We start from the raw sequence: 26,222 nt of genomic DNA on the forward strand, positions 1-26,222 counted from the left end.
ACGAAACCCATGTGATTAAGCGCTGAAAAATGAAGAATTAAAGTGAAAATTGATGATACCACTAAACAAAAACCAGAAGGGCAGCAAACGCTACCTTATGGCGAAAAACCTTTTATTTATGCTGTATTAAAAAAGTAGGAGCTTTTTTATGTCTCAATTAGATGGAACAGCCATTTCACAAATTCAAAATCTAACAATCGCTGGTATTCATTTAGATCCGATTAAAACAACAGATTGCCCGGTTATTGTTGTGCCCAAAAACCATGAAATCAGATCACTTGAGGCGCTTAATTTAACCCGTTATCGCTTTCGTGGTGTGATGAAGACTATCAGCATTCTTGATTTTGTTAATTATAGCACGGGATATGCGCAAACTGCTAGTGTCCGTTGCTTTATTGATGCAGAGACAATGACAGCAAAAACAATTTTTAATGTTGGTACACTCGATGAACCCGGTCATGCTGATAATCAGGCGCTTGTCAGTCTTAAAAAAACCTCTCCATTTAAATCTCTGCTAAAAATAGATGGTGAGAGACAAAGGCAAAAACAACTTGCTGAGTGGCTGGAAGACTGGCGAGATTATCTCACCGCCTTTGATGCTGAAGAAGATGCGTTAGATATCAAAAAAGCGATTAGCGCTGTTCGCCTCATCACTATTGAAGCAACCCACTCGTCTGATCATGAAGATACCGATTTTAGCACTAAGCGTTCTGTGCTTGAAAACGTCGAAGCGAAAAGCAAAGACGTGATGGCCGCTTATTTTGAATTTACTTGTGTGCCATACGACGAATTAAGTAAACGTCGAATAAAACTACGCTACAGCATTCTGACCGGTGGTGAAGCTCCTGTCTTTGTCCGGCTCATTGTTCAACTTGAAAACCTTGAAGAAAAAATAGCGCAAGAATTCAGTGACTTGTTATCAACCTATTTTATTGATTCAAAAATAGAAACCTTTATTGGCTCTTTTTCCGCAAGTTAAAGTTGTTTAATAGAGTGGTCTAATTGTCAACTATTTTGAATTTCGAACAATTAAAAAAACCTGACCTCATTTAAGGTCAGATAGCCAAATTAGCCAAACACCAGGGAAAAATGTTGTTAACAAACACACAACATAGGCAACATAACACAACATGATTAAATAACAAGCAAAATTTACACTAATTATGATGGAAATTATTAATAATAACTTATATCGCAACTTATACTAACAAGCATTTTAATTATATCGATGTGACCGAGGAGGACATTACTCTCGGGGATATCGCCCAAGGTCTTTCAAATGAATGTCGCTTTGCTGGCCAAATCTCGCATTTTTATTCTGTTGCGCAGCATGCCGTTTATGTGAGTTATCTGGTGCAACAAGAATATGCCCTTGAGGCGTTGCTGCATGATGCTAATGAAGATTACTGCAAAGATTTACCTACCCCACTTAAAGCGTTATTGCCAGAATATAAAAAAATCGAAAAACGGATTGATGGCGTTATCCGTAAAAAATTTAATTTGTCCGCTGAAATAAGTGACATCGTTAATTATGCCGATCTTGTTATGCTCGCCACTGAACGTCAGTTCTTTGCTTTGGATTGTGATAATAAATGGCCTGTCCTGGAAGGAATACCAGAAACCGATCTGATAGCCATCTGTCTTGTTCCGCCCGCAAAAGCAAAAAAACTTTTTATTGAAAGATACAAGGAATTGACGGGTAAGGAAATTCATTATGATGCAGAAATTAAACTCAGAGATATTTCACCCTATTATGCGTATGGACGTATTTATCACGATACTGAAGGCCGGTTTAAAGATGGCTATCTTATACATACAGCGCCTGTTTTAAACTATTCCACTTACCAGTCTGATGGTTTTGTTAAAACACTAAATTCTGTTTATCGCATTATTATATGAAATACAAAAAAACTAACTGAACAAGAAATTAAAGTAAAACAATAAATATATAAATAAAAAAACTAATTAAATAATTATTAAAAAATAACTTTCAAATACACATGGAATTAACTCTTAGTGGAGGATTTATGTAATTAAATAATGGGGGGAAAGTTATGAGTCGGCATTATATTGATAATAAATTTAAATACCACCAAACAACTGTTCACTGTTTATAAAAAGGAATGTTCGCCCTTTACAGAGGAGAATTAATTAAAGTCATTAAATTAGCAAAAAAGAAATTAACCAACAAAGGCTTTATATATGAATTTGATATAGAAGGAGGAAATGGGAAATTAATTGAAAAATGTGAAAAAGAAACAAAACAAGTCAATTATTTTGGCATTGAATTAACTGTTGATGCTGACATTAATTTTTTAGCTACTGATGATTATGGTTTTGTTTATGGCTATATTTTTAAACCCAGATATTCTCGTGTAACCAAAGTATGGGCGTCTAAAGGTGTATATGTGCCAGGTCCTGTAGCAAAAGTTGATCTTGGCGATAAAGACTGGAAAAAAACGCGGGTCGAGGTGTAGATGAAATTCAAACATCTTATGCTCGATCTGGAAACAATGAGCACCCAGCCTAATACAGCAATTATTGCTATCGCTGCTGTACCCTTTGAACCTTCAACGGGTGAAGTTTGTGAAGGTCTGTTTTATGAAATCGTTGACTTGCGTAATCAGGCGTTATTTGACCTCCATATTAGTGGCGACACTGTCCTCTGGTGGTTTCACAGTCTGATAATGCACGCCATAAAATAACTCAAGCTAAAACTGAATCATTACCTGATGTATTGACTAAACTAAATCGCTTTGTTGCACTTGAATGTTGTGAACATGTTCAAGTCTGGGGTAACGGCTGTTGTTTTGACAATGTCATTTTGAGGACTGCTTTTGAGAATTGCGAAATAAAACCCTTCTGGCATTTTCGTCACGATCGCGATGTTAGAACGATGGTTGAACTTGGTCGACAAGCAGGTATTGATCCTAAAAATGATTTTCCTTTCTCCGGGGTTGCGCATAACGCGCTTGATGATGCACTTCATCAGATTAACTATGTGTCAGCTATCCACCAGCATTTAATTAAAGCTATTCCATATCAGTTAGGAAAGTAACATGAATACCCTATTTTTATGAAAGTTCACAGATTCCTCTGAATGTTGTCGCTGAAAAGTTTCTTAATCTATCACCTACTTATGCCGACGAGAAAGCAATTAATTCATTTAAAATAACTTCATTTTTTGTCCATTCTATTTTAGATATTTTATGATTTTCTGCCTATCAAAGATAAAAATATTTTATAAAATACAGATAAAAAACAAATCATAATAATGTCTGGATTTTATGGCTTAATTTATTAAATTAAAATCAATAAGGTCCAGGTAAGCCTGCTTTACGTGCGTTGGTTGGATCACATAAACTTAAATCTACAAGAGGATTAGCTTGGCTTGCGATACAGTATTGGGTGAAAGAGCTGCCGCACAGTCAGCACCATTTGCGATACATTTTAATAATTTGTTGTTGCAATTGCTGCTGAGAAACTTTTCGATTGCTATAATCATAATGCCGCCAGAAATAAGCACCTGATACTTCTACGTCATCAATGGCTATATTGGCTTTTTTGAGCAGGTTATACTGTTTTTCAGTCAGTTTCTCTCGCTGCCAATCAAAATTACCTTTAATGATATGGACTGCATGCTGCACATTTTCTTTCCAGCCCTTACCAAAACCTACTCCAGTCCAATTATTAATAACTCCCATCTTTTACCCAAAGTTCATCTTGCTGAAGATTTCCACTTCCAGGACCATCAATAATAATCCATTCTGCAAATTCACGACCTAAATTATTTGATGCCAACATCGAGACTAATTCACCTTGCCAATACTGCTTATTTGAATCCTCAAATTTAGTAACTCCTGTACCACAAAAATAGACCGTTAATATTGTCATAAAAACCTCGATAAAATTAATTAATAATTTTTATTTTTAATCTCAATAATTATTTGATCATGCTTTGCTATCCAAAAAATGGATAAACAACGGGTTTAACCGGACCGGTTATTTTTGTCATACCGATGATGAGATAATTATCAAGAAAAACCGACAAGAGAACTTTTTCTTAACCGTTCACTATATTGATATAATAATTTATCAGCAGATGGGCACTAATTTAATCACTTAATCGAGGAAATTATTTTTCAAATATAGCCAAATGTACCTAGTAGTAAAAAATTATAATAAGATTTTTATTATTAATTAATATTATCTTTTTTATGATGTAAAAATAACATTTTCCAAATTTAGTAATAAAATAAATAATATTTTCTAAATAGTTTATTAATTTATTTTATTCTGATTATATTTCCAATTTTCCATGCCGATTTTTTGCATAAAACACCACTAACAACAATATATAAATAAATTAAACTCACTTATTATCCATGCAAATTTTACTTATGATTAGCGGAATTCAGTACTAAATTAATCAGGGCATGAATAAATATCCACGCCCCGTATTAAATATGCCATGACAAAATAAATATTTGGCTATAATAAATAACTTTAAAATTAATGTGCCAGTTTTAGCCCAATAATCCCAGAAAAAATTAGCCCCAGGCTTAATAAGCGGAATAAACTGGCTGATTCACCAAGAAAAATAATCCCAATTATCGCCGTGCCAACTGCACCAATACCTGTCCAAACCGCATATGCAGTACCCGTCGGCAATGTTTTCATTGCATAAGCTAATAACACTAGACTAAACAACATGGCAACTAAAGTAATAATACTGGGGGTTAATCTGGTAAATCCTTGGGTATATTTCAATCCTATTGCCCAAACGATTTCAAGTAAACCGGCTATTAATAAAATTAACCAGGCCATCATTCCTCCTAACAACTAGGGTCGTCCCCAACAAAATGATATTTCTCAGGTCCTCCTGAGCAACAGAATCAAACTGAAAAATTATACTAGGCAATATAATAACTGCAACACTATGTATATTTACTTAATTACCATTGAAGATTAGTTTAGTTAAAAAAATTAGACGTTCCATTTCTGTTACTACACTCCCTGATAATGTCATAAAAATTAGCCAACTTGCTGAGTTCTATCGCATTCAGGATAATAAATTATTCATACTTACCTAACAGGGTAATGGCAACGGTACTTTTGGCAGTTTGTTACTGTTGCTACATTCTGTAGATATCTATCTTAGTCAGGAATAATAATCGGTCTGACTAGCCGTTGATACTGATTGAATAGTATATATTTTTTCATAGCGAGTTAATGATCATAATCTAACGTGATGGCTTAAAGCAGGTTAAAATGAGCCTGTCACATTGAGGATGGTGGAGACAAATGAATATTAGACTAATAAAGCTAACAAGCGTTACTGAGGATAGTTGTATATTTTTATACCGCCAGCCGTCAGGCTTTATCCTGCATATTTACCATAAGGTTATCAAAAAGTAACGATATTGAATTTATACCGAAATGCGATTGGCAGCAAAAAAATAGGCCTGTACTAAACGCTACTGAAGGGCTCTAAAGACAAGCCAGCAGCAGCGTATGTACAAGCAATTATCAGGAAAAGAAAAACTAATTTATACTATATAAATTAGTGCGCTAAAATATAGCTCACGCTTTTTTATCGGAAATTGGTTTACCTTGTTCAGCAGCTAACATAGCCAACGCTTGCATTTGTGCTGGTGTTTGAACCATTTGTCGATCACGTGTGGTACGCATCTCTCTAACAATACTTTTTAAACTTAGATTACTTTCTGGGTTTATTAATTCCCTTGTGGCAAGTAGTTGACCAGTACGCCCAACGCCAGCTCGACAATGTATTACTGGTAATAATTTATTTTTATCCCCTATCGCCCTGCTTCCCTTTTTATCATACATATCATTTTTTTTATTGATAACGGCATTAACAGGCTCAGCTAATTCTTTTAATCCTTTATTACCAGAGGAAGTTCGATCCGGACAATTAGGAACATGAATAACAGGTATGGTAACTTTAGCATCTTGACCTTTACCGGTGACTTGTAATAAGTATTGATGATAATCCAATCCGTCAGCTAATTTACCCTCACCGTTACCTTTTGCAGTGACTAAAACATCACCATATTGATTGCTTTTTCTAAAATATTCGGGCAATTTCTCGCCAAATTCTGGATTAATATATTTTTCTGATGCCAATACAACCAGCGCAGGTGTCCGATTAGCCACCAACATCTAAAAATAATCTTCCATTGATTTTGGTTTTGGTTTTGGTTTTGGTTTTGGTTTTGGATATTGGCAAGCAATAGCCACATTCTTACCAGCAATTTGTACCCGATTGGCGGGTAGAGGCTGACCATTCGGGGCTGTCACAGCCGTTGCTTTTGCGGTCCAGATATTGCCAAATCGTTGATTCTCAACTTTCTCAATATATTGTGATTTGTCTATGTTGGTATTGCTAAATTCGTCTGTTAATTTTTTTAAATAAATTTTCAGCTAACTTAGCGGTTTGCTGTTGGTCTTCTGCTGACATTCTACGTGGCGGTAATGGCGGTGCGGGTAATAACTTACCATCCGGCGCTTTAACTAAAGTTGACTCAGCCAACAAAAGCTTATTATTTCGTTGGTTACTGAGAAGGATACCATCATCGCCAATTATGCTTGCCGCACTCGATACTTCACCAGCAACCGCTTTTTCTGATGGTATATTCAGGGTTTCTGTCGCACCTAACTTTGGCTTAGGAGGAAGCTGCGGTGGGTTGGTTAACTTTTTTTCCGCCACAATAGGTTTTGCTGGAATTTCCGGTGGCGTTACATCAACCTCAAAATTCATACCAGCATGACGCCGCGTTTGATTACTGTCTAGATTCGTTTCAGTATCAAAATGGGGGGTTGTGCCGTAACAAAATGGACGACGATTCGCTATTCTTGATAATATTACGCCCTTGATACTCAGTTTTTTGCGTCCCATTTTGGCCGCCAGATGCCTCATCTGAGGCATAATTGGTATTAGGCATTACATTATTATAAATCGGTAAAATATTAGGCATCATAAAACCCCTTATTTTTAAGTTAATCTATGACTTTTCAGCTACACATTGTTCTGATTTTTCAAGCAATAATTCAAAAGTATCAATAATTTCATATGTGTTGATCTCATATAAAGGCAATTTCACCCATAATATAAGATGTTGTTCTTCATTAAGTGCGGCAATTGGTTGCCAACGTAGCTGGGTCAAATTATTAAAATGCAATAAAGATAAGAGAGTAATATTTTTTTGCGTTAACTCATTTAAATGACCTAAATCAGTAAAAATATACCAATCAAACTGATCAATTAACCCCAAATAAAAGTCAAATTTGTTATCAATAGTTAAACTGAAAGTTTCCTGTTTAGATGTTTTTTCTATTGGTTCAAGACCAATATGATTAAAAAGTAATGATATTTTTTGGTGGAAAATAGCAAATTGATGCACTAAACAATACTCTTATTAAAAAATAACTTCTGTGCTTGCTGCACAAATGGGCTATTTGCCTGGAATGCTGTGGATATTAGCGGGAGTTGTTTTTGCTGGTGCAGCGCAGGATCTGATGGTGCTGTTTGTATCTGTTCGCCGTGATGGACGTTCACTTGGTGAATTGGTAAAACCGTAATGGGAAATATCGCAGGGATCGCGCTCCTTATTGCTTGCTTTATGATTATGGTGATTATTCTTGCTGTTTTGGCCATGATTGTCGTAAAAGCCTTAACGCATAGCCCTTGGGGAACTTACACGGTATCCTTTACCATCCCGCTAGCCATTTTTATGGGGGTGTACATCCGTTATATTCGCCCTGGCCAAATTGGTGAAATTTCAATTATTGGTTTTACTTTCTTAATCTTTGCTATCGTTTCAGGTGAATGGGTTAGCAAAAATGAAAGTTGGGCCTATTATTTCGATTTCGATGGTATTCAGCTAACCTGGCTACTGATCATTTATGGCTTTATCGCCGCAGTGCTGCCTGTCTGGTTACTATTGGCGCCACGAGATTCTCTATCAACTTTCTTAAAAATTGGTACGATTATCGGACTGGCTATCAGCATTATCATTAGTCGTCCTACGTTACAAATGCCAGCACTGACCCAATTTATTGATGATAGCGGACCAGTATGGTCTGGAGAACTATTTCCTTTCCTCTTTATTACCATCGCCTGTGGTGCCGTTTCGGGCTTTCATGCTTTGATTGCATCAGGTACAACACCAAAAATGTTAGCAAATGAAAATCAGGCCTGTTTGATTGGTTACGGTGGCATGCTAATGGAGTCGTTTGTCGCTATCATGGCATTAATTGCGGCTTGCATCATCGATCCAGCGGTCTATTTTGCAATGAATAGCCCAATGTCAATGTTAGCGCCGATTGGAACCTCTGACGTGGTGGCTTCCGCGGCGCAAATAATCAGTAGCTGGGGATTGCATATTACAGCAGAAAACCTAATCAACATTGCTAACGAAGTTAGAGAACAATCTATTATTTCAAGAGCCGGTGGGGCACCAACCCTGGCTGTTGGAATGGCTTATCTACTACATAGTGCATTTAGCGGCTTACTCAATGTATCGTTCTGGTACCATTTCGCGATCTTGTTCGAAGCGTTATTCATTTTAACCGCTGTCGATGCTGGAACAAAAGCTGCACGCTTTATGTTGCAAGATTTATCAGGTGTTATATCACCACCGCTAAAAAGAACCGATTCATTACTTGCCAATGTTATTGCCACAATACTTTGTGTGTTAGCGTGGGGATATTTTCTTTATCAAGGTATAGTAGATCCATTAGGCGGTATCAATACATTATGGCCACTGTTCGGTATTGCTAATCAGATGCTAGCAAGTATGGCGTTAATGCTCTGCACCGTCGTTTTATTCAAAATGAAACTACATATTTATGCTTGGGTAACCCTATTACCTACCAGTTGGCTGATCATTTGTACGATGACAGCGGCTTGGGAGAAAGTATTTAGTAAAAATAGTAGTATCGGTTTTTTGGCCATTGCCAACAAATTTCAGTCGCTGATTAACAGCGGTAATATTCCGCCACAATATAGCCAATCTCAGTTAGTCCAATTAGTTTTTAATAATCGTGTCGATGCAGGATTGGCCAGTTTTTTATGATCACGGTGGTGATTTTAGCATTGTTTTCAATCAGAACGATTTTAACCGCGCTCAAATCAGCCACCCCGACCAACCGTGAAACACCCTACTTAGCAATAGCGGCAAATGATGAGAACATTATTGTGAATCCACAGTGAATTATTAATACCTAAGTCCTAAATCACTAATGGCTAATAGCAAACAGATAAATCAATAACTAAGATAATAGAAAATATTGCGGAAACAATAATAGCCTGAAAATTTCAGGCTATTATTAGCAATAAAAAATAATGCTCTATCACTCCATGCATTGTTAACAAACAACCTTCAACTAAAAGCGATAGATTAACTAAATATTATTTCACCCGAGAAACATATTCACCAGAGCGGGTATCAACTTTAATTACCTCACCAATTTGAACGAATAGCGGAACTTTTACCACCGCACCGGTACTTAATGTTGCCGGTTTTCCGCCCGTACCTGCGGTATCCCCCTTTAAACCCGGATCGGTATCAACCACTGCCAGTTCAACAAAATTCGGTGGAGTGATAGTAATAGGCTGTCCATTCCATAATGTAACAATGCAATCAGCTTGATCGATTAACCATTTTGCATTATCACCGACCGCTTTTTCATCAGCAGCTAGTTGCTCAAAAGTCTCATTATTCATAAAATGCCAAAACTCACCATCACTGTATAGATAGGTCAAGTTCAGATCCATAACATCAGCACTTTCGACAGAATCAGTTGACTTAAATGTTTTTTCTAATAACTTATTAGAAATTAATTTACGGATCCGTACGCGAGCAAACACTTGCCCTTTGCCTGGTTTGACAAATTCGCTTTCCACAATTGCACAAGGCTCGCCATCTAACATGATTTTAAGACCTGAGCGAAATTCATTGTTACTATAGGTAGCCATAGAAATCCTCTAAATTTTTTAAGTAAAAATGGCATAGCCAAAAAATGTTTAATATTGTAACTCAAAAAAGCCCTGCCAGAGAAGTCTGGCTACAACAACTTGCAGAAGCTGTCACTGATCCTGACGAATTGCTACGATTACTGTCACTACAAAATGATCCGGAATTGCGTGCTGGAAGTGCTGCTCGTGCTTTATTTCCGCTGCACGTACCTCACCCTTTTATTGCAAAAATGCGGATCGGTGATGCTAATGATCCCCTTTTACGGCAAGTTATTACGCTAAAATCTGAATTTAATCTTACGCCAACATTTTCGACTGACCCGCTAAATGAGCAAAATAGTCCAATTTCAGGATTATTACATAAATATCAGGATCGCGTCCTACTATTAGTGAAAGGAGGTTGTGCCGTTAATTGCCGCTACTGCTTCCGGCGTCACTTTCCGTATGAAGAAAACAAAGGCAACAAACAAAATTGGCAGACTGCATTAAATTATATTCAACGCCATACTGAGCTTAATGAAGTTATCTTTTCAGGCGGCGATCCTTTGATGGCAAAAGATCATGAGTTAGATTGGCTGATGTCACAGTTAGAAACTATCCCTCATATCAAACGGCTTAGGATCCATAGCCGATTACCGGTAGTTATTCCTGCTCGCATTACCACAACACTTTGCCAACGTTTCAATATTTCTCGATTACAGATTATTATGGTGACTCATATCAATCATGCCAACGAAATTGACAGTGAGTTTAGTCGCGCGATGGAACAGCTAAAACAGGTAAGTGTTACCTTATTAAATCAAAGTGTACTTTTGCGCGGTGTGAATGATAATGCTGACTGTCTCGCTAAATTAAGTAATAAACTGTTTGAAAACGGCATACTACCTTATTATTTACATCTATTAGATAAAGTCCAAGGTGCCGCCCATTTTATGATAACGGATGAAGAGGCTCGCATCATAATGAAAGAACTGCTTACCCGTATCTCAGGCTATCTGGTACCGAGATTAACCAGAGAAATAGGTGGAAAATTGAGTAAAACACCGATTGACTTACAATTACAATAACGATTTAGCTACATGATAAAACGCATGATCCTATATTATTCAGGATCATGCTTAGCATGCGTTATGGACACTTATAAACTTGTCCTATCATTTTACTGTCAGTAGGAATAAAACTCGAGAGTAACGTTTCCGTTGGGCTATTAGCGCCATAAATAACATTGCCTCCCATCTCAGCAGCTTTATTGCGTAAATCATTTGCTGCGCCACGCAGTGAACTAGACTCATTATGTACGCCACTAAGCCAATTACTTTGGGTGCCGGTAACCGACCCTAAATGCCGACATTCATTTCCAGGCTGGGCATTAACGAAACGAACTTTTTCACCCGCGGTGGTAATTTTATTGGTTGTTGAACAGCCAGCCAAGACAAATAGTGTGGCACCAAGCAATACTTTAATTCGCATGTTGTTCCTCATTTACTTTTAGCTATATATTAATATCAACGCTTACATTACCGAATTTTTTTGCCAAATTAAGCTTATTATCAATAACAACATAATATCCAGCAAAATAGTTTGGCCATCAATCTTTTATACCAGCGTGTTAACAACATTTTACCCTATTCTAGTAAATATACTCGGTTAAATCATATTATCGCAAAATTAAATCATCTTATGTGAAAAAGTAGACTTAAAGCCAATAACCAGCCACTAGCAAACCCTTAATGAAATCAAATTGCAAACAGATAAAAATTTGATAATAAAAAACCCCGAGTCAAAAGTTAAACTCAGGGTTCTTCTCGTGATAAGGATAACGATGTTAGGATTTTAATACCTTACATCATACCACCCATACCACCCATACCACCCATACCAGCAGCACCTAGATCAGCTTTATCTTCTTTTGGTAAATCAGTTACCATAGCTTCAGTTGTGATCATAAGACCGGCGATTGAGGAAGCAAATTGTAAAGCGGAACGAGTAACCTTAGTTGGATCCAAGATACCCATGTCAAGCATGTCTCCATACTCTTCAGTTAAAGCGTTATAACCGTAGTTGCCTTTACCTTGCTTAACATTGTTAACAACTACAGCTGATTCTTCACCCGCATTCTCAACAATTTGGCGCATTGGTGATTCCATCGCACGAAGGGCGATATCAATACCAACTTTTTGATCTTCGTTGTCACCTTTCAACTTATCTAATGCAGCTGCAACACGAACCAGAGCAACACCGCCGCCAGCAACAATACCTTCCTCTACGGCTGCACGAGTTGCATGCAACGCATCATCGACACGGGCACGTTTCTCTTTCATTTCAACTTCAGTCGCAGCGCCTACTTTAATCACCGCAACACCGCCTGATAACTTGGCAATACGCTCTTGCAATTTTTCACGATCATAATCGGAGGTTGCTTTATCACGTTGTTGCTTAATTTGTTCGATACGGCTTTTAATCGTGCTTTTCTCACCGGTACCATCAATAATAGTGGTGGTATCTTTGTTAATAACGATACGCTTCGCTTGACCTAAATTTTCTAGCGTTGCTTTCTCCAACTCCATACCGATCTCTTCAGAGATAACAGCACCTTTGGTTAGAATAGCAATATCCTGCAACATGGCTTTACGGCGATCACCAAAACCAGGGGCTTTTACCGCAGCAACTTTTACAATACCACGTAAGTTGTTTACTACCAATGTTGCCAGGGCTTCACCTTCAACATCTTCAGCAATAATCAACAGAGGTTTACCTGCTTTAGCAACAGCTTCTAATACAGGTAACAATTCACGGATATTAGAAACTTTCTTATCTACTAATAGGATATAGGGATTTTCTAATTCAGCAGACCCCATATCTGGCTTATTAATAAAATAAGGAGACAAATAACCGCGATCAAATTGCATACCTTCAACAGTAGCTAGTTCGTCTTCTAAACCGGAACCTTCTTCAACGGTAATAACGCCTTCTTTACCAACTGCTTTCATTGCTTTAGCAATTAATTCAGCCGACGGTTTTATCAGAGTTAGCCGAAATCGTACCGACTTGTTCAATCTCTTTATTATCAGCACACGGTTTAGATAATTTTTTCAATTCTTCAACTGCCGCAGAAACCGCTTTATCAATACCGCGTTTTAAATCCATTGGGTTCATGCCGGCAGCAACCGCTTTTAAACCTTCGCTAACAATCGATTGAGCAAGTACTGTTGCTGTGGTTGTGCCATCACCCGCTGCATCATTCGCCTTAGATGCAACTTCTTTTACCATCTGGGCACCCATATTTTCGAATTTATCTTCTAATTCGATTTCACGCGCAACAGACACACCATCTTTAGTAATTGAAGGTGCTCCGAAAGATTTATCCAGAATTACATTACGGCCTTTCGGACCTAAAGTAATTTTAACTGCATCAGCAAGAATACTCACTCCACGAAGCATTTTTGCACGGGCGTCAATCCCAAATTTTACGTCTTTAGCCGCCATTGTTTCTTTCCTTTAAATTCATTCATTCATTCATTCTGAAGATCTAAGCGAGAAATTATTTTTCAACAATTGCCAGAATATCGCTTTCTGACATAATCAATACTTCGTCGTTATCAATCTTTTCTGTCTTCACGACATAGCCGTCGTTAAAAATAACAGTATCTCCAACTTTCACATCTAACGGTTTATTTTCACCATTTTCTAAAATGCGACCGTTACCAACAGCTAGCACTTTGCCTCGAGTTGACTTACCAGCAGCAGAGCCCGTCAAAACAATGCCGCCAGCAGATTTAGCTTCAACTTCTTCGCGCTTGATGATAACCCGATCATGCAATGGACGTATCTTCATTAATAGATCTCCTATAAATAAAATCCATATAAGGTAAATAAGAATGATACTAGCATGTTTTATTAAACCAGTACCCTGTTTGAAGAAATGGGGTCAATTAAAATCAGTTCAAGGGGAGTATACAAAAATTTTTCATTTTTTTTTCTACTTAAAAACAAAATCGTTAGTATTATTTATAATCATGATCTTCTTTTTTAGAAAATTTGTCTTCATGTTTAATGCTGTTTGATGGAGAATCAGATTTTCTATCAAATTCGCCTTCATAGGTATGCCCTTTTGAAGAACGGTTAAAATTATCGTTAGCTGCCCCAGCAGAATAAAAATGAATATGCGGCATAAGCTTTACGACTATCAGTTTTTGGATCGGAGAAAATAGTAGTAACAAACCTAAAAAATCCGTAAAAAAACCGGGTATGATTAACAGAATACCTGCAATCACTAAGGCCACATTCTTAATCATCTCCTCGGCCGGATTTTCACCGTCAGCTAATTTTTGACGTATTAACAATAAGTTCTTAATTCCCTGACTTTTTACTAAAGAAATTCCAAGGCATGAAGTTAAAACGACCAATATTAAAGTGGTTAATACACCTATGCTCTCAGCAACTCTAACAAAAATAACTGCTTCGATATAAATTAACAGACATAAAAGTATGAATGGAAACCAACGCATACAATTCTCCTAATATTTGCTAATAAAACCCTAGTCTCTTGACTTAGCAAGATAAATTGTCTCAAAAAAATGAATATCACAATATTTGCTTTATAAGCCGATAATACCTATATGATGCAAATCTATCATACATTTTTCAATGATAAAAAATTTTAATATTTTTAATGGGTTATGTGAATGTGATCACACATATCATATTTAATTCACTAAGATGCATATATAGTATTCCATATTTATTACAATACCACTATTTTGGAATATATATCACGGTTATAATTAAAATCTTAGTTATTAATTTCAAATCTGACGTTAATATAATCCATTTTTACTATTACATTACATATTCAGTTAGTAAATCGCTATTTAATTTTAAGAAGGTTTGTATGTCTAAAAGTATCCGTTCTGAAGAAGACCTATTAGGTAAACGAGATGTACCTGCTGAAGCCTATTATGGTATTCATACATTGCGTGCGATCGAGAATTTCTATATTAGCGACCGAACTATTAATCATGTACCCGAATTTATTCGTGGAATGGTAATGGTAAAAAAAGCAGCGGCAATGGCAAATAAAGAACTAAAAACCATTCCACAAAAACAAGCAGATTCGATTATTAATGCCTGTGACCAAATTTTAGATAAAGGCAAGTGCATGGATCAGTTTCCAGTAGATGTCTTTCAAGGGGGAGCCGGTACATCATTAAATATGAATACTAACGAAGTCCTGGCTAACATTGGTCTTGAATTAATGGGACATAAAAAAGGTGAATACCAATATTTAGATCCCAATGACCATTTAAATAAGAGTCAATCAACTAATGATGCCTATCCAACCGGCTTTCGAATCGCGGTTTATAACTCTATTACTAACCTAATTAAATCAATTACCCTACTTCAAGAAGGTTTTGAACAAAAAGCCAACCAATTTAAAGATATTCTTAAAATAGGTCGCACCCAATTACAAGATGCGGTTCCTATGACAGTAGGGCAAGAATTTCATGCATTTGCTACATTATTAAAAGAAGAAATAAAAAATTTACACCGCACTAGTGAATTATTACTTGAAGTCAATCTTGGTGCAACCGCAATCGGAACCCGAGTCAATACCGCTGCCGGTTATCAAGAATTGGTGGTAAAAAAATTAGCTGAAGTAACAGGATTGCCCTGCATTCCGGCAGAAGATTTAATTGAAGCAACTTCCGACTGTGGTGCTTATATTACAGTACATTCAGGATTAAAACGCTTAGCCGTTAAACTATCAAAAATCTGTAATGATCTTCGCCTACTATCTTCCGGCCCTCGTGCTGGTTTAAAAGAAATCAATCTACCCAAACTACAAGCGGGTTCATCTATTATGCCTGCTAAAGTCAATCCTGTTATCCCTGAAGTGGTTAATCAAGCATGCTTCAAAGTTATTGGCAACGATACTTGTGTTACTATCGCAGCGGAAGCAGGACAATTGCAATTAAATGTGATGGAGCCGGCAATCGGCCAGGCAATTTTTGAATCTATTTCATTAATGAATAATTCTTGCCGTAATTTACTGGAAAAATGTATTAACGGTATTACCGTCAATAAAGAAATATGCGAAAAATATGTTTTTAATTCGATTGGCATTGTCACTTATCTTAATCCATTTATCGGTCATCATAATGGCGATATCGTCGGTAAAATATGCGCTGAAACAGGTAAAGATGTTAGAGAAGTAGTATTAGAGCGAGGTTTACTAACAGAAGAACAATTAGACGATATTTTCTCTGTTGAAAATCTAAAAAATCCTCAGTATAAAGCGAAACGCTTTGATGACTAAATTAGCATGTTAACAATAAAAAATTAATTCGTCTTAATTTTTAAGGCACGCTTCTTTGCAGAGAGCGTGCCTTTTACTTTATGCATATACAAAAAACAAACAAAATATTATCAATTACTTTAAGGAGTAAACATTATGTTAGCCGTAGAATTTATTATTGTTCTGCTGGCCATCTTTCTGGGAGCACGACTAGGAAGTATCGGTATAGGCTTTGCTGGCGGTCTTAGCGTCTTGATGCTGGCAATTTTAGGCGTTAAACCAGGAACAATACCCTATGATGTTATTTCCATTATTATGGCTGTTATCGCCGCTATCTCGGCCATGCAAATTGCCGGTGGATTAGATTATTTGATTGATCAAACAGAAAAATTCTTCGTAAAAATCCTAAATACATTACCATCTTAGCGCCGATCGTTACCTATTTTCTGACTTTATTTGCAGGTACAGGTAATATTTCATTGGCAACTTTACCGGTTATTGCAGAAGTTGCTAAAGAAAATGGTATTAAACCCTGCCCGCCCTTATCAACAGCTGTTGTTGCGGCACAAATCGGCATCACTGCATCACCGATTTCAGCTGCTGTGGTCTATATTGCTTCGGTTATGGAAAATCCTGCCATGGTTAGTAAACCCATTAGCTATATTAGCTTACTAGCGATTCTCTTACCGGCAACTTTTTTAGCTATTTTACTTATGTCATTCATTATTTCTTGGTGCTTTGATTCTAAACTGGCTGATGATCGCATTTATCAACAACGTTTAGCCGCCGGATTAATTGAATTAAGAGGTTGTCAGTCTAAAAAATTAAAGCTGGCGCGAAAAAGTCAGTGTTATTTTTTCTACTAGGTGTCATATGTGTGGTTATTTATGCCATGATTAATAGCCCAAGTCTTGGTCTAATTGAAACACCACTAATGAATACGACCAATGCAATTTTGATTATTATGTTAAGTGTAGCGACCTTAATTACACTAAGTTGCCATGTTAAAACCGATGCCATCTTAAATTCTAGTACCTTTAAAGCAGGTATGAGTGCCTGTATCTGTATTTTAGGCGTAGCATGGTTAGGCGATACTTTTGTCCAGGCTAATATTGAGTGGATAAAAGCCACTGCCGGCCAGCTTATTCATAATCATTTATGGATGCTAGCGGTGATATTTTTCATCTGTTCTGAACTACTCTACTCTCAGGCTGCAACGGCTAAGGCGCTAATGCCCATGGCTCTTGCTTTAAACGTCAGTCCATTAACCGCGATTGCCTCTTTTTCTGCGGTTTCGGGTCTCTTCGTTTTACCAACCTATCCAACATTAGTTGCCGCTGTTCAAATGAATGATACCCGTACGACTTGCATTGGTCGCTTTGTGTTTAATCATCCATTTTTTATTCCTGGCTCTATTGGTGTTTGCCTATCTGTCCTTTTCGGTTTTTTGTTTGGTAGCATCATCCTTTAATGTTAGAAAAATCTGATTCAAGGACCTAAAGTCCTTGAATTTTTATCGTAACAATCAATATTCTTTAAACAAATTAGCCACTAAAACTTTTCCAATCGATAAACAGTAGGTTATAGTTCAATAATTATCTTATTTTAAACTTAACAGCTATTTTTAAATCTATTATGCAGAGACGTGTTTATGTTTTAGGCTTATCAGTAATACTGTGTGGGACATTCCTTTTATCAACCGCAGCATATGCCATTTTTGAAAAAAGAGGAATGAATCAATTGCTCTCTGCTGATCAAGCCTTCGTGTTTGATTTTGAACAAAAAGACAACAAATTGATAGTGAACTGGCAAATACAGCCCGGCTATTATCTCTATCAAAAACAGATAAAATTCCTTCCCAATCATGCCAAGCTCGGTAAATATCAATTACCAAAAGGAAAATATCATGAAGATGAATTTTTTGGTAAAACAGTTGTTTATTTTAATAATTTAGTTATTAATATTCCTATTATCCGTGCCACAGACCAAGCCAATATTGAAGTGAAATATCAAGGGTGTGCAGTTGCCGGCTACTGTTATCCACCAGAAACAAAAATTATTCCACTTAGCTCCGTCATTGCCACCAAAAAATCGTTAGCCACCAGTAAATTTGTTCAACCAAACGCTAACTCGTCAGCGAAAAAAGCGACTAGCGGAAAAACAGAGCAACCTTTTTCACCTTTATGGGCATTGCTATTCGGTATTGGTGTTGCATTTACTCCTTGCGTCTTACCGATGTACCCTTTAATTTCAGGTATTATATTAGGTAAGCAAAGACCCAAAAGTTTAATAAAAATTTTTTGGTTAGCTTTTAGTTATATTCAAGGAATGGCTCTCACTTATACCCTGTTGGGGCTAATTGTTGCAGCGGCCGGTTTATCATTTCAAGCCGCACTTCAGCACCCCTATGTTTTGATCATAATTTCCGTTCTGTTTATTCTGCTGGCATTTTCGATGTTTGGTTTTTATAACCTACAGCTACCATCTTCACTGCAAACAAAACTGATTAATTGGAGCGACCACCAAAAAGCAGGATCTTATTTTGGTGTATTTATTATGGGCGCACTGGCCGGAATTATCTGTTCTCCCTGTACCACAGCGCCACTCAGTGCTATTTTGCTTTATATTGCCCAAAGCGGAAATCTGTTAATCGGAGGTCTAACACTTTACCTATATGCATTAGGTATGGGGCTGCCACTTATTGGCATAATATTATTTGGCCATCGACTACTTCCTCGTAGCGGCCCTTGGATGCAATATGTTAAAGAAGCGTTTGGCTTTGTGATCTTAGCGTTACCCATTTTCTTACTCGAGCGGATTTTTGGCGAGATCTGGAGTCTTAGATTAAGCAGTTTATTGATAACTGCATTTTGTATATGGGTGTTCATTCTATTACTTAAGAAACATAACGGCTGGGCGCGGATTGGACAGATCTTATTTTTACTATTAGCTATCATAGCAGCCCAGCCGCTACAAAATGGAATTTGGCAAATACCAGCCATATCAAAACCACAAGGCCATATGGATTTAAAATTTAAACAGGTAAAAAATTGGCAAGAAATCAAACAAGCAATAAACAATAATACTAGCAAAATAGTTATGCTTGATTTTTATGCTGATTGGTGTGTCACCTGTAGGGAGTTTGAAAAATATACCTTTAGTGATCCCAAGGTCAAAAATAAACTGGATAATATGTTATTACTGCAAGCCAATGTGACAGAAAATAATGCTGAACAAAAATCTCTTTTACAATATCTCGATGTCTATGGATTACCCACTATTATTTTCTATGATGATAAAGGCATCGAATTACCTAATTCACGGGTTTATGGTTTTATGAATAGCAAAATGTTCTATCAGCATTTAGAACAAATTACACAACGGCAAGGGAAATAAACATGCAACGTGAGCAAGTACTGAAGTCTGTACTACAACTGTTAGAACAACATGGCCTTGGCTGTAATATTGAAATATTACTTAACAAACTTAAAGTAGAATTCAATAAATCTCGTCAATTTTGGCCAAATAATGAAGTGTTGCTTTATGATTGTTTACGTCACCATAGTCAACAAATTGAGACCTAGCAGCGGCAGATACAACGCAATGACCAACTTTCACCGGAAGAAAAACTATTAGCCCGTTATAACCAGTTAGCTCAAAAAGTCAGCGATAATCGCTTTCCAGGCTGCCTATTTATTGCTGCATGCAGCATTTTTCCAGATCCAGAGCATCCAATTCATCAACTGAGTGAACAGCAAAAAAATTTGTCATTTAATTTTAGTCTTGAGCTGCTAAGGCAACTAGATGTAGACGACAGCGAGCAAGTTGCTAAGCAAATGGAGTTAATTTTAGAAGGTTGCCTAAGCAAATTAGTGGTTAAGCGAAATATTGAAGATGTTTTGCTCGCCAAATTACTAGCAGAAGATATCTTAACTATTGCTAAATGTAGAAAGAATGATGCATTAAATTAAAAAAATAATTTACAAAAAAGATAGTCATTATCTCGTGGTTCAAAAAAACAGCAAATAAGCATGATTTCGCGTTTTTTACCGGAAATACATTGACGAGTTGTGTGGAATAGGGTTTAATGCGCGGCGTTGCCCGGATAGCTCAGTCGGTAGAGCAGAGGATTGAAAATCCTCGTGTCGGTGGTTCGATTCCGCCTCCGGGCACCACTTCTGCTTTTTATCATCGCAACTAGCTAAAAAACTACCTACCACTGCTACCAATATCCAAGCTTTATATTCATGATATATCCTTAACGATCCACTCTAGTAACTACCTGATTGCCGTCACGGATTTCAACTTTATGCAAGGGTCGGACGCTAATTTTAGTGATCCCTAGTTCTGTCAGTGTCTTAAGCTATTGTGCATCAACTTTTGCATCGCAAGCCCGTAACTGAGTAACTGATTTCAGATAGGATATCAATCATGCCATCTTTATTGCTATCTTCACGGCCCAATGCGTCAAACCATCGTTAAATATTTTTTCGCCAGCCGCGTCATTAGCACCTTTAAACACGAAACTATTGTGCTGTAATAAATTCGGACATTTTGCTAAAGCAATACATTGAGCTTATATGCAACATCTTGATATGAAATAAAAATTAAGCCTGAAATAGACTGGTAGCGTTAAAATGATGAGATTAATTCAGCCGTTGAGAAGGCTATTGAGTACCTCAGGCCACTGAAGCATTGGTAATGTCAACTAAACGCCTATATGACTAGTGTAAAAAGCACCGAGAACAAAGTATAGCCAATGGCCTTTTGAATATTTCAAGTTTGTCTATCACTGTATGTAATAAGCATAACGGAACATTTTTAGGTAGCCTGGCAATGTATTTTCTTAATAGTTCGACATAAAAATACTGCCCCATTGCAGGCACTCTTTTCACTCGCCATTATCAAGCAATGCCTCTTTTAATAACCTAAACCATATCCATAAGGATAGAGGATGTGGTCTAAATCGGGTGTTTTGATATCAACCGGCAATTTACCTGTCGGTGAATTCATTAAGCGCTTATCGGGGTGAGAAATAGGGTTCTTAGTCCGCTACCGATGTTAGCTTCTAAATTATTTCTATTATTATCAGTCGCATCAAAACCGGTAATACCATAAATGGCAATATTGGCTTTCACGCCTTGCAAATAAGCAATATCATAAGGATTGTTGGTCGATATGATCAGATAGCATTACGATTGGCAACATTGAGTATCCGCTGGGCATTAATGGGCGTTTTTTTTAGATTATAGGTGGCTAGAATAATAAGATCTGTATGTTGAATTTCTGCAGTTAATTGATTTTCCGATCTATCATCCGCCATCATTGTAACTACATCATCTTGGGTAGTAATAGCAATATTTAACTCATTCGCTATCGTCTGTAAATGCTTTTTAATTAATTGATTACGGGCTTTTTCATCTGAAAAAATAACAATTTTATTATCATTTTTTAATTGAAACGGCAGTAGGTTACTGTTTTTTATTAGTGTGATCGCATTGTCAGCCACCATATTCTCAATATCTTTATCTATTTTTGCTGCAACAATTTGTTGCGCTTGCTGGGCAGACTTATCTTCTGCTGAAATTCTATTTTTTAACTTGCTAAGTACGACCCGATAAGCTGATTCGTCAATCCGACGTTTTAATTCAGCATCGTTTTCCGCTTCAGTTTTTAGATAATGATAGAGCTGTTCTAGTTTAGTAATATCCTCAATATCGCTAATTTTTAATGGCATTAAAATAATGTCATTGCCGGCCAATATTGCCTGTTTAACGGCCCAGCAACTATCAAAGTTACTGGCAATAGCCCCCATATCCATCGCATCGGTGATCACTAAACCGCGAAAATTAAGGTTATTACGTAATAACCCCAGTCAAGATTGGCTTAGAAAGCATTGCTGGCACACCGGTTAGTCGATTATCTATGGTAGTCAGTTGATGATTATCTAATGCAGGCATCACGATATGGGCTGTGATGATTGCATCTGCATTTCGCATGGTATGCATGAATGGCAGTAACTCAAATTTGCGCCATTGTTGCTGATTAATATTAATTGTTGGCAAGGATAAATGGCTATCAGCAGTCACGTTTCCATGACCGGGAAAATGTTTAATTGCTGTTAAAACACTATATCGATGAATTCCTTGAATATAACTGTTGGCCATTTCAGCCACCAGCTGTGGCCTGTCTGAATAAGAACGTACACCAATGATAGGATTAGCTTGGTTATTATTGATATCAACTACTCGCGCAAAATTAAAATTAAAACCTAAATGGGTAAGTTCATACCCATGGATCATACCAACCAATTCAGTCAGCTGTTTAGAACGCGTTGCACCTAATACCATATTACCCGGCATCTCAGTACCATCACGCAATCGCGTGACATAGCCACCTTCCTGGTCAACGCTAATAAATAATGGTAAGTTGTTGCGAGCCTGTTGCAGCGCATTAATCAGGTTTACGGTTTGTGACGAATCGATTAAATTATCTCTAAATAAGATCACCGAACCTAAATGATAATGGTGAATAATATTGGCGATTGCTGGATTGAGTTTGGTCATCGCCATAGCATTTTTTCTTTGCGTCAATCCCCCAATGACGAAACCCCAACATTAACATTTGCCCCAGTTTTTCTTCAAAACTCATGTGACTAACTAGTTGTTTAGCTTCTTCCTTTGGTGATTGCCATAGATCAGCTAATTGTTGATGGGTAATCACTTTCGCAGAACAAAAAAACTTAACATACACAATGATAAAGCCATTTTATTCATTTTTATTCCTACATTGATCCGCCAATAAACCGTTAGTCACCCAATGTTAAATATTTGGGGTAAAATATACTGATGCTAACACGCTTCTCTAAGCAGCATATATTTTAACAAAAAAACCTCACTTTAATACTAAGTAAGGTTTTTTATTTCTCATCCATATTCTCTGATTTTTTTATTTTCAATCCTAAAATATAAAAAATATTCTGTCGATTATTTATTTTATATTTTGGAATAATTAATGGTTTACCCGATTCAGGATCTGAAATAATACGGCATGGTAAACCAAATACATTTTTAATATTCTGTTCAGTAATAATTTTTTCAGGTTTTCCTTCAGCATAGATTTGCCCCTCTTTCATCATAATTAGACGCGAGTCATAACGTAAAGCCAGGTTAATGTCATGCAGCACCAACACTAACGTTTTCCCTTGCTGATGCAAACGTTGATAAAGATCAAGCATTTTAATTTGATGGGCTATATCTAAATAGGTTGTTGGTTCATCTAATAAAATGATGGGCGTTTGTTGAGCAAGTGTCATCGCAAACCAGACTCGCTGACGCTGACCGCCTGATAATTCACTGACTAATTTTTGCGCCATAGGCCAAAGATCTACCGCCTTTAGTGCATCATGTACCGCCCGTTCATCTTCAGCTGACCACTGTAATAAAAAAGATTGGTAAGGATAACGTCCGCGTGAAACAAGTTCATAGATAGTCAATGGTTCAGTGATAACAGCGCCTTGTGCTAATAATGAGAGCTGCCGAGCAACCCATTTAGGTTTAGCATGGAAAACATCATTACCATCTAATCGAATTTCACCGGACTGCGGCTGCATAAACGACTAAAGGTTCTTAATAAGGTTGATTTACCACAGCCGTTAGGTCCGATAATGACACTAAATTCGTTATCATAAATAGCTATATTTACATCTTTAATAATGCTTTTTTTGCCATATCCAACAGAGACATCATGGGCTGTCAGCCGTAAAGCAATAAAGGGAGAATGAGTAGATGATACCATTAGCCTATTCTCCTAAATTCCATATACAATAAGTACATTAAATAAATCCCACCAATGACTGCCGTGACTAAACCTACCGTTAAACGCCCAGGTGTTGACAATATTAGAGTAATAAAATCAGCACTCAACATTAATAAAGCGCCAACTAGCATAGAACAAAATAGTGCTACGCCTTTATATAAAATGAGTCGTCGGGCAATTTGCGGTGCCGCTAGCGCAACAAAAGCAACCGGCCCAACAACCAATACTGATAGGGTGGCAAAAATAATCGCTAATAGTATGCTGATAATTTGCACCAATCGAACAGGAACACCAAGTGTAATAGCGATATCATTACCTAAAATGATATAGTTCAACTGTTTACCCAACCAAAACAGGATTGGCATAAAAACCAACATACTACTGATCAGCACAACATCCTGCCAACCCCGATTAGCCAAACTGCCGCTTAACAATGACCGAATTTGTTGCGCCTGCTTAATACGCGTATTCGAAATGGCAAAATCGACTAACGCCATACATAAAGCAGCTACAGCAATACCTGAAAGCACAATTTTAGCAGTCTGTATTTCACCATTTACGGCGCCATTAGCAACATAAACCAATAATACCGCAACAACAGCCCCTATTAACGCACCAACAGGAATAGGTAAAACACCAGGCCAGAATAGTAACGCCGACATAATGCCAACCGCTGCTCCGGCATTAATACCAATAATATCTGGACTGCCTAATGCATTACGCGTAGTGATCTGAAAAAGTGCGCCTGAAAGCGCCAGCGTCATACCCGCACCGATGGCAACTAATGTTCTAGGTAAACGGATCTGTAATAGAATAAATTGCTGATAACGGGTGTTCATCTCTAACCAAGGATTATCTATCCCTTCCCGCCCAAACGCTAAAATCAGATATAAAAATAAAACTAACAAAAGAAATAAGAATAATATTCTACTGGACGTCTGCCATGAAGGGGCAATAAATCGTATATTTCCTATGCCAAATGTTTTAGTGCCCGTTTGATTAGCTGACAAATCGATCTGCATCATATTTTATTCTACCATCCTGCTATCAGTTGGTTTTTTGGCTACCCAATAAAGCAAAGGCGCACCAACTACCACGGTAATAGTACCAACCATTACTTCTTCTGGCGCAATGACTAGTCATGCTATCACATCAGATATTAATAACAAACATGAGCCGGCTAAAATACTATAAGGCAATAACCAACGAAAATCACTACCTATCCAGGCTCGCATTAAATGTGGCGCCACTAAACCTATAAAAGCAATCGGCCCAGCCATTGCGGTTGCAACAGCCGCCAGCATGCTAACACTTAATAGCGACAATAGACGGGTACGCGCGACATTCCCCCCCCCAAAGAATGCACAATGCCGTCACCAAAGACCATAATATTTAATGCTGCACTCAGTGAAAATGTTAAGATAATAGCCACTAATAAATAAGGGATTAACCAACCAGCCTCTGTTAACGATACTGCGTTTAAAGCGCCCATGATCCAAAAACGATAACTATCCATCGCTTGTGGGTTGATTAGAACAATGCCTTGCACGACCGCCAATAAACAAGCATTGATAGCGACGCCGGTTAAAATTAGCCTTACCGGGTTAGTATTAAGGCGACTACCACTCATAAAATAAAACAGTAAAGTGGATAAACTAGCGCCAACAAAAGCTGCCCAAAAATGAGAGACATTAGTTAGTACTGGCACTAAAGAGCAAAAAACCACCGCTGCTGCACCGGCATTGATGCCTAATAAACCAGGATCGCCAAGCGGATTACGCAGCAATCCTTGCGTCACTGCGCCTGCTAACGCTGCCCCCGCCATTAATCCAATAAAGGTACGGGACTCTCGTGCCTCAATGATTAAATCATAATAATTAACTTGACTATTAAACCAATAATGTTGCCAAACTGCTGATAAGGGTACGGGTTTTGAACCAAAACTTAAACTGGCCAGAATACAAAGGCTGGTCAATAGCAACATTAATATTAATCCCAACACCCGGGAAATACGCCGCTTAGGATTTATCATGCTTGGCTCACTCCTGCTGCAGTAATGACATAAATTTTGGTAATCCCCAACGTAAACTGAGTGGCGAGCCATACGAC

At 37.4% G+C, this 26,222-nt stretch carries 17 protein-coding genes, 1 tRNA gene and 9 pseudogenes; 11 read left to right on the forward strand and 16 right to left on the reverse strand.

All coding sequences use genetic code 11. The features are described from left to right. The first annotated feature begins 148 nt into the window (after window positions 1-148). From AC01GB_RS05010 to AC01GB_RS05025, 4 genes and pseudogenes are all read left to right on the forward strand, one after another. Window positions 149-979 carry a YfdQ family protein gene (locus AC01GB_RS05010; protein WP_474450846.1) on the forward strand — a complete coding sequence of 277 codons (831 nt, stop codon included), beginning with the start codon at window positions 149-151 and terminating at the stop codon, window positions 977-979. Window positions 980-1,182: 203 nt separating this feature from the next. Beyond that, window positions 1,183-1,698: pseudogene (locus AC01GB_RS05015) on the forward strand (hypothetical protein); the annotation flags it as partial. Window positions 1,699-2,123: 425 nt separating this feature from the next. Further along, entirely contained in the window at window positions 2,124-2,477 is a 354-nt protein-coding gene (locus AC01GB_RS05020) for a hypothetical protein (protein WP_474450847.1), read from the forward strand. 36 nt (window positions 2,478-2,513) lie between these two features. Next, window positions 2,514-3,058 (forward strand): annotated as a pseudogene (locus tag AC01GB_RS05025) (3'-5' exonuclease). 370 nt (window positions 3,059-3,428) lie between these two features. Here AC01GB_RS05025 and AC01GB_RS05030 read toward each other — a convergent pair. From AC01GB_RS05030 to AC01GB_RS05060, 7 genes are all read right to left on the reverse strand, one after another. Further along, window positions 3,429-3,704: a hypothetical protein gene (locus tag AC01GB_RS05030; RefSeq protein WP_474450848.1), complete on the reverse strand. Its 276-nt coding sequence runs from the start codon at window positions 3,702-3,704 to the stop codon at window positions 3,429-3,431. After that, a complete protein-coding gene (locus AC01GB_RS05035; protein WP_474450849.1) occupies window positions 3,691-3,894 on the reverse strand; it encodes a hypothetical protein in 204 nt (67 codons plus the stop codon). The genes AC01GB_RS05030 and AC01GB_RS05035 overlap by 14 nt, the downstream gene beginning before the upstream one ends. 618 nt (window positions 3,895-4,512) lie before the next feature. Next, the gene (gene sugE, locus AC01GB_RS05040) at window positions 4,513-4,827 is read right to left on the reverse strand and encodes a quaternary ammonium compound efflux SMR transporter SugE (protein WP_474452326.1); all 315 of its coding nucleotides are present in this window, start codon (window positions 4,825-4,827) and stop codon (window positions 4,513-4,515) included. A 756-nt stretch (window positions 4,828-5,583) separates the two neighbouring features. Further along, complete coding sequence (locus AC01GB_RS05045; RefSeq protein WP_474450850.1) at window positions 5,584-6,183, reverse strand: protein-tyrosine phosphatase family protein; 600 nt, start codon at window positions 6,181-6,183, stop codon at window positions 5,584-5,586. Beyond that, window positions 6,184-6,321, reverse strand: a complete 138-nt coding sequence (locus AC01GB_RS05050) for a hypothetical protein (protein ID WP_474450852.1) — start codon at window positions 6,319-6,321, stop codon at window positions 6,184-6,186. A gap of 85 nt (window positions 6,322-6,406) precedes the next feature. Next, complete coding sequence (locus AC01GB_RS05055) at window positions 6,407-6,919, reverse strand: hypothetical protein (RefSeq protein ID WP_474450854.1); 513 nt, start codon at window positions 6,917-6,919, stop codon at window positions 6,407-6,409. 106 nt (window positions 6,920-7,025) lie between these two features. Further along, window positions 7,026-7,424, reverse strand: coding sequence for a CesT family type III secretion system chaperone (locus AC01GB_RS05060; protein WP_474450855.1), 399 nt, complete (start codon window positions 7,422-7,424; stop codon window positions 7,026-7,028). A 31-nt stretch (window positions 7,425-7,455) separates the two neighbouring features. Here AC01GB_RS05060 and AC01GB_RS05065 point away from each other — a divergent pair. Continuing rightward, a pseudogene (locus tag AC01GB_RS05065) lies at window positions 7,456-9,235 on the forward strand (carbon starvation CstA family protein); the annotation flags it as partial. A 198-nt stretch (window positions 9,236-9,433) separates the two neighbouring features. On the opposite strand, the gene efp reads toward AC01GB_RS05065, so the two are convergent. Continuing rightward, window positions 9,434-10,000, reverse strand: coding sequence for an elongation factor P (gene efp, locus AC01GB_RS05070; protein ID WP_474450857.1), 567 nt, complete (start codon window positions 9,998-10,000; stop codon window positions 9,434-9,436). A gap of 44 nt (window positions 10,001-10,044) precedes the next feature. Between efp and epmB the strand changes: the two genes are divergently transcribed. Then, complete coding sequence (gene epmB / locus AC01GB_RS05075) at window positions 10,045-11,067, forward strand: EF-P beta-lysylation protein EpmB (RefSeq protein ID WP_474450858.1); 1,023 nt, start codon at window positions 10,045-10,047, stop codon at window positions 11,065-11,067. Between the two features lie 61 nt (window positions 11,068-11,128). On the opposite strand, the gene AC01GB_RS05080 is transcribed toward epmB, so the two are convergent. The 4 genes and pseudogenes from AC01GB_RS05080 to AC01GB_RS05095 form a co-directional block, all read right to left on the reverse strand. Further along, window positions 11,129-11,470, reverse strand: a complete 342-nt coding sequence (locus tag AC01GB_RS05080; RefSeq protein WP_474450859.1) for a DUF4156 domain-containing protein — start codon at window positions 11,468-11,470, stop codon at window positions 11,129-11,131. A 371-nt stretch (window positions 11,471-11,841) separates the two neighbouring features. Continuing rightward, window positions 11,842-13,486, reverse strand: a pseudogene (gene groL / locus AC01GB_RS05085) (chaperonin GroEL). A 55-nt stretch (window positions 13,487-13,541) separates the two neighbouring features. Then, window positions 13,542-13,835 carry a co-chaperone GroES gene (locus AC01GB_RS05090; protein WP_474450860.1) on the reverse strand — a complete coding sequence of 98 codons (294 nt, stop codon included), beginning with the start codon at window positions 13,833-13,835 and terminating at the stop codon, window positions 13,542-13,544. A 169-nt stretch (window positions 13,836-14,004) separates the two neighbouring features. Beyond that, a complete protein-coding gene (locus AC01GB_RS05095; protein WP_474450861.1) occupies window positions 14,005-14,508 on the reverse strand; it encodes an FxsA family protein in 504 nt (167 codons plus the stop codon). A gap of 383 nt (window positions 14,509-14,891) precedes the next feature. On the opposite strand from AC01GB_RS05095, the gene aspA reads away from it, so the two are divergent. From aspA to AC01GB_RS05120, 5 genes and pseudogenes are all read left to right on the forward strand, one after another. Further along, window positions 14,892-16,316 carry an aspartate ammonia-lyase gene (gene aspA, locus AC01GB_RS05100; protein ID WP_474450862.1) on the forward strand — a complete coding sequence of 475 codons (1,425 nt, stop codon included), beginning with the start codon at window positions 14,892-14,894 and terminating at the stop codon, window positions 16,314-16,316. Between the two features lie 135 nt (window positions 16,317-16,451). Beyond that, window positions 16,452-17,766 (forward strand): annotated as a pseudogene (locus AC01GB_RS05105) (anaerobic C4-dicarboxylate transporter). Between the two features lie 164 nt (window positions 17,767-17,930). Beyond that, window positions 17,931-19,691, forward strand: a complete 1,761-nt coding sequence (locus tag AC01GB_RS05110; RefSeq protein ID WP_474450863.1) for a protein-disulfide reductase DsbD — start codon at window positions 17,931-17,933, stop codon at window positions 19,689-19,691. Window positions 19,692-19,693: 2 nt separating this feature from the next. Next, a pseudogene (gene dicD / locus AC01GB_RS05115) lies at window positions 19,694-20,266 on the forward strand (division control transcriptional repressor DicD). A 128-nt stretch (window positions 20,267-20,394) separates the two neighbouring features. Then, window positions 20,395-20,470, forward strand: a tRNA-Phe gene (locus tag AC01GB_RS05120). A gap of 745 nt (window positions 20,471-21,215) precedes the next feature. Here AC01GB_RS05120 and AC01GB_RS05125 read toward each other — a convergent pair. From AC01GB_RS05125 to AC01GB_RS05140, 4 genes and pseudogenes are all read right to left on the reverse strand, one after another. Then, window positions 21,216-23,054 (reverse strand): annotated as a pseudogene (locus AC01GB_RS05125) (glycoside hydrolase family 3 protein). Window positions 23,055-23,214: 160 nt separating this feature from the next. Further along, a pseudogene (locus AC01GB_RS05130) lies at window positions 23,215-24,092 on the reverse strand (ABC transporter ATP-binding protein). After that, window positions 24,092-25,138: a FecCD family ABC transporter permease gene (locus AC01GB_RS05135; RefSeq protein WP_474450864.1), complete on the reverse strand. Its 1,047-nt coding sequence runs from the start codon at window positions 25,136-25,138 to the stop codon at window positions 24,092-24,094. The pseudogene AC01GB_RS05130 and the gene AC01GB_RS05135 overlap by 1 nt, the downstream one beginning before the upstream one ends. Before the next feature lie 3 nt (window positions 25,139-25,141). Further along, window positions 25,142-26,145: pseudogene (locus AC01GB_RS05140) on the reverse strand (FecCD family ABC transporter permease). Between the last annotated feature and the right edge of the window lie 77 nt (window positions 26,146-26,222).

The sequence above is a fragment of the Candidatus Arsenophonus phytopathogenicus genome (assembly GCF_056113345.1).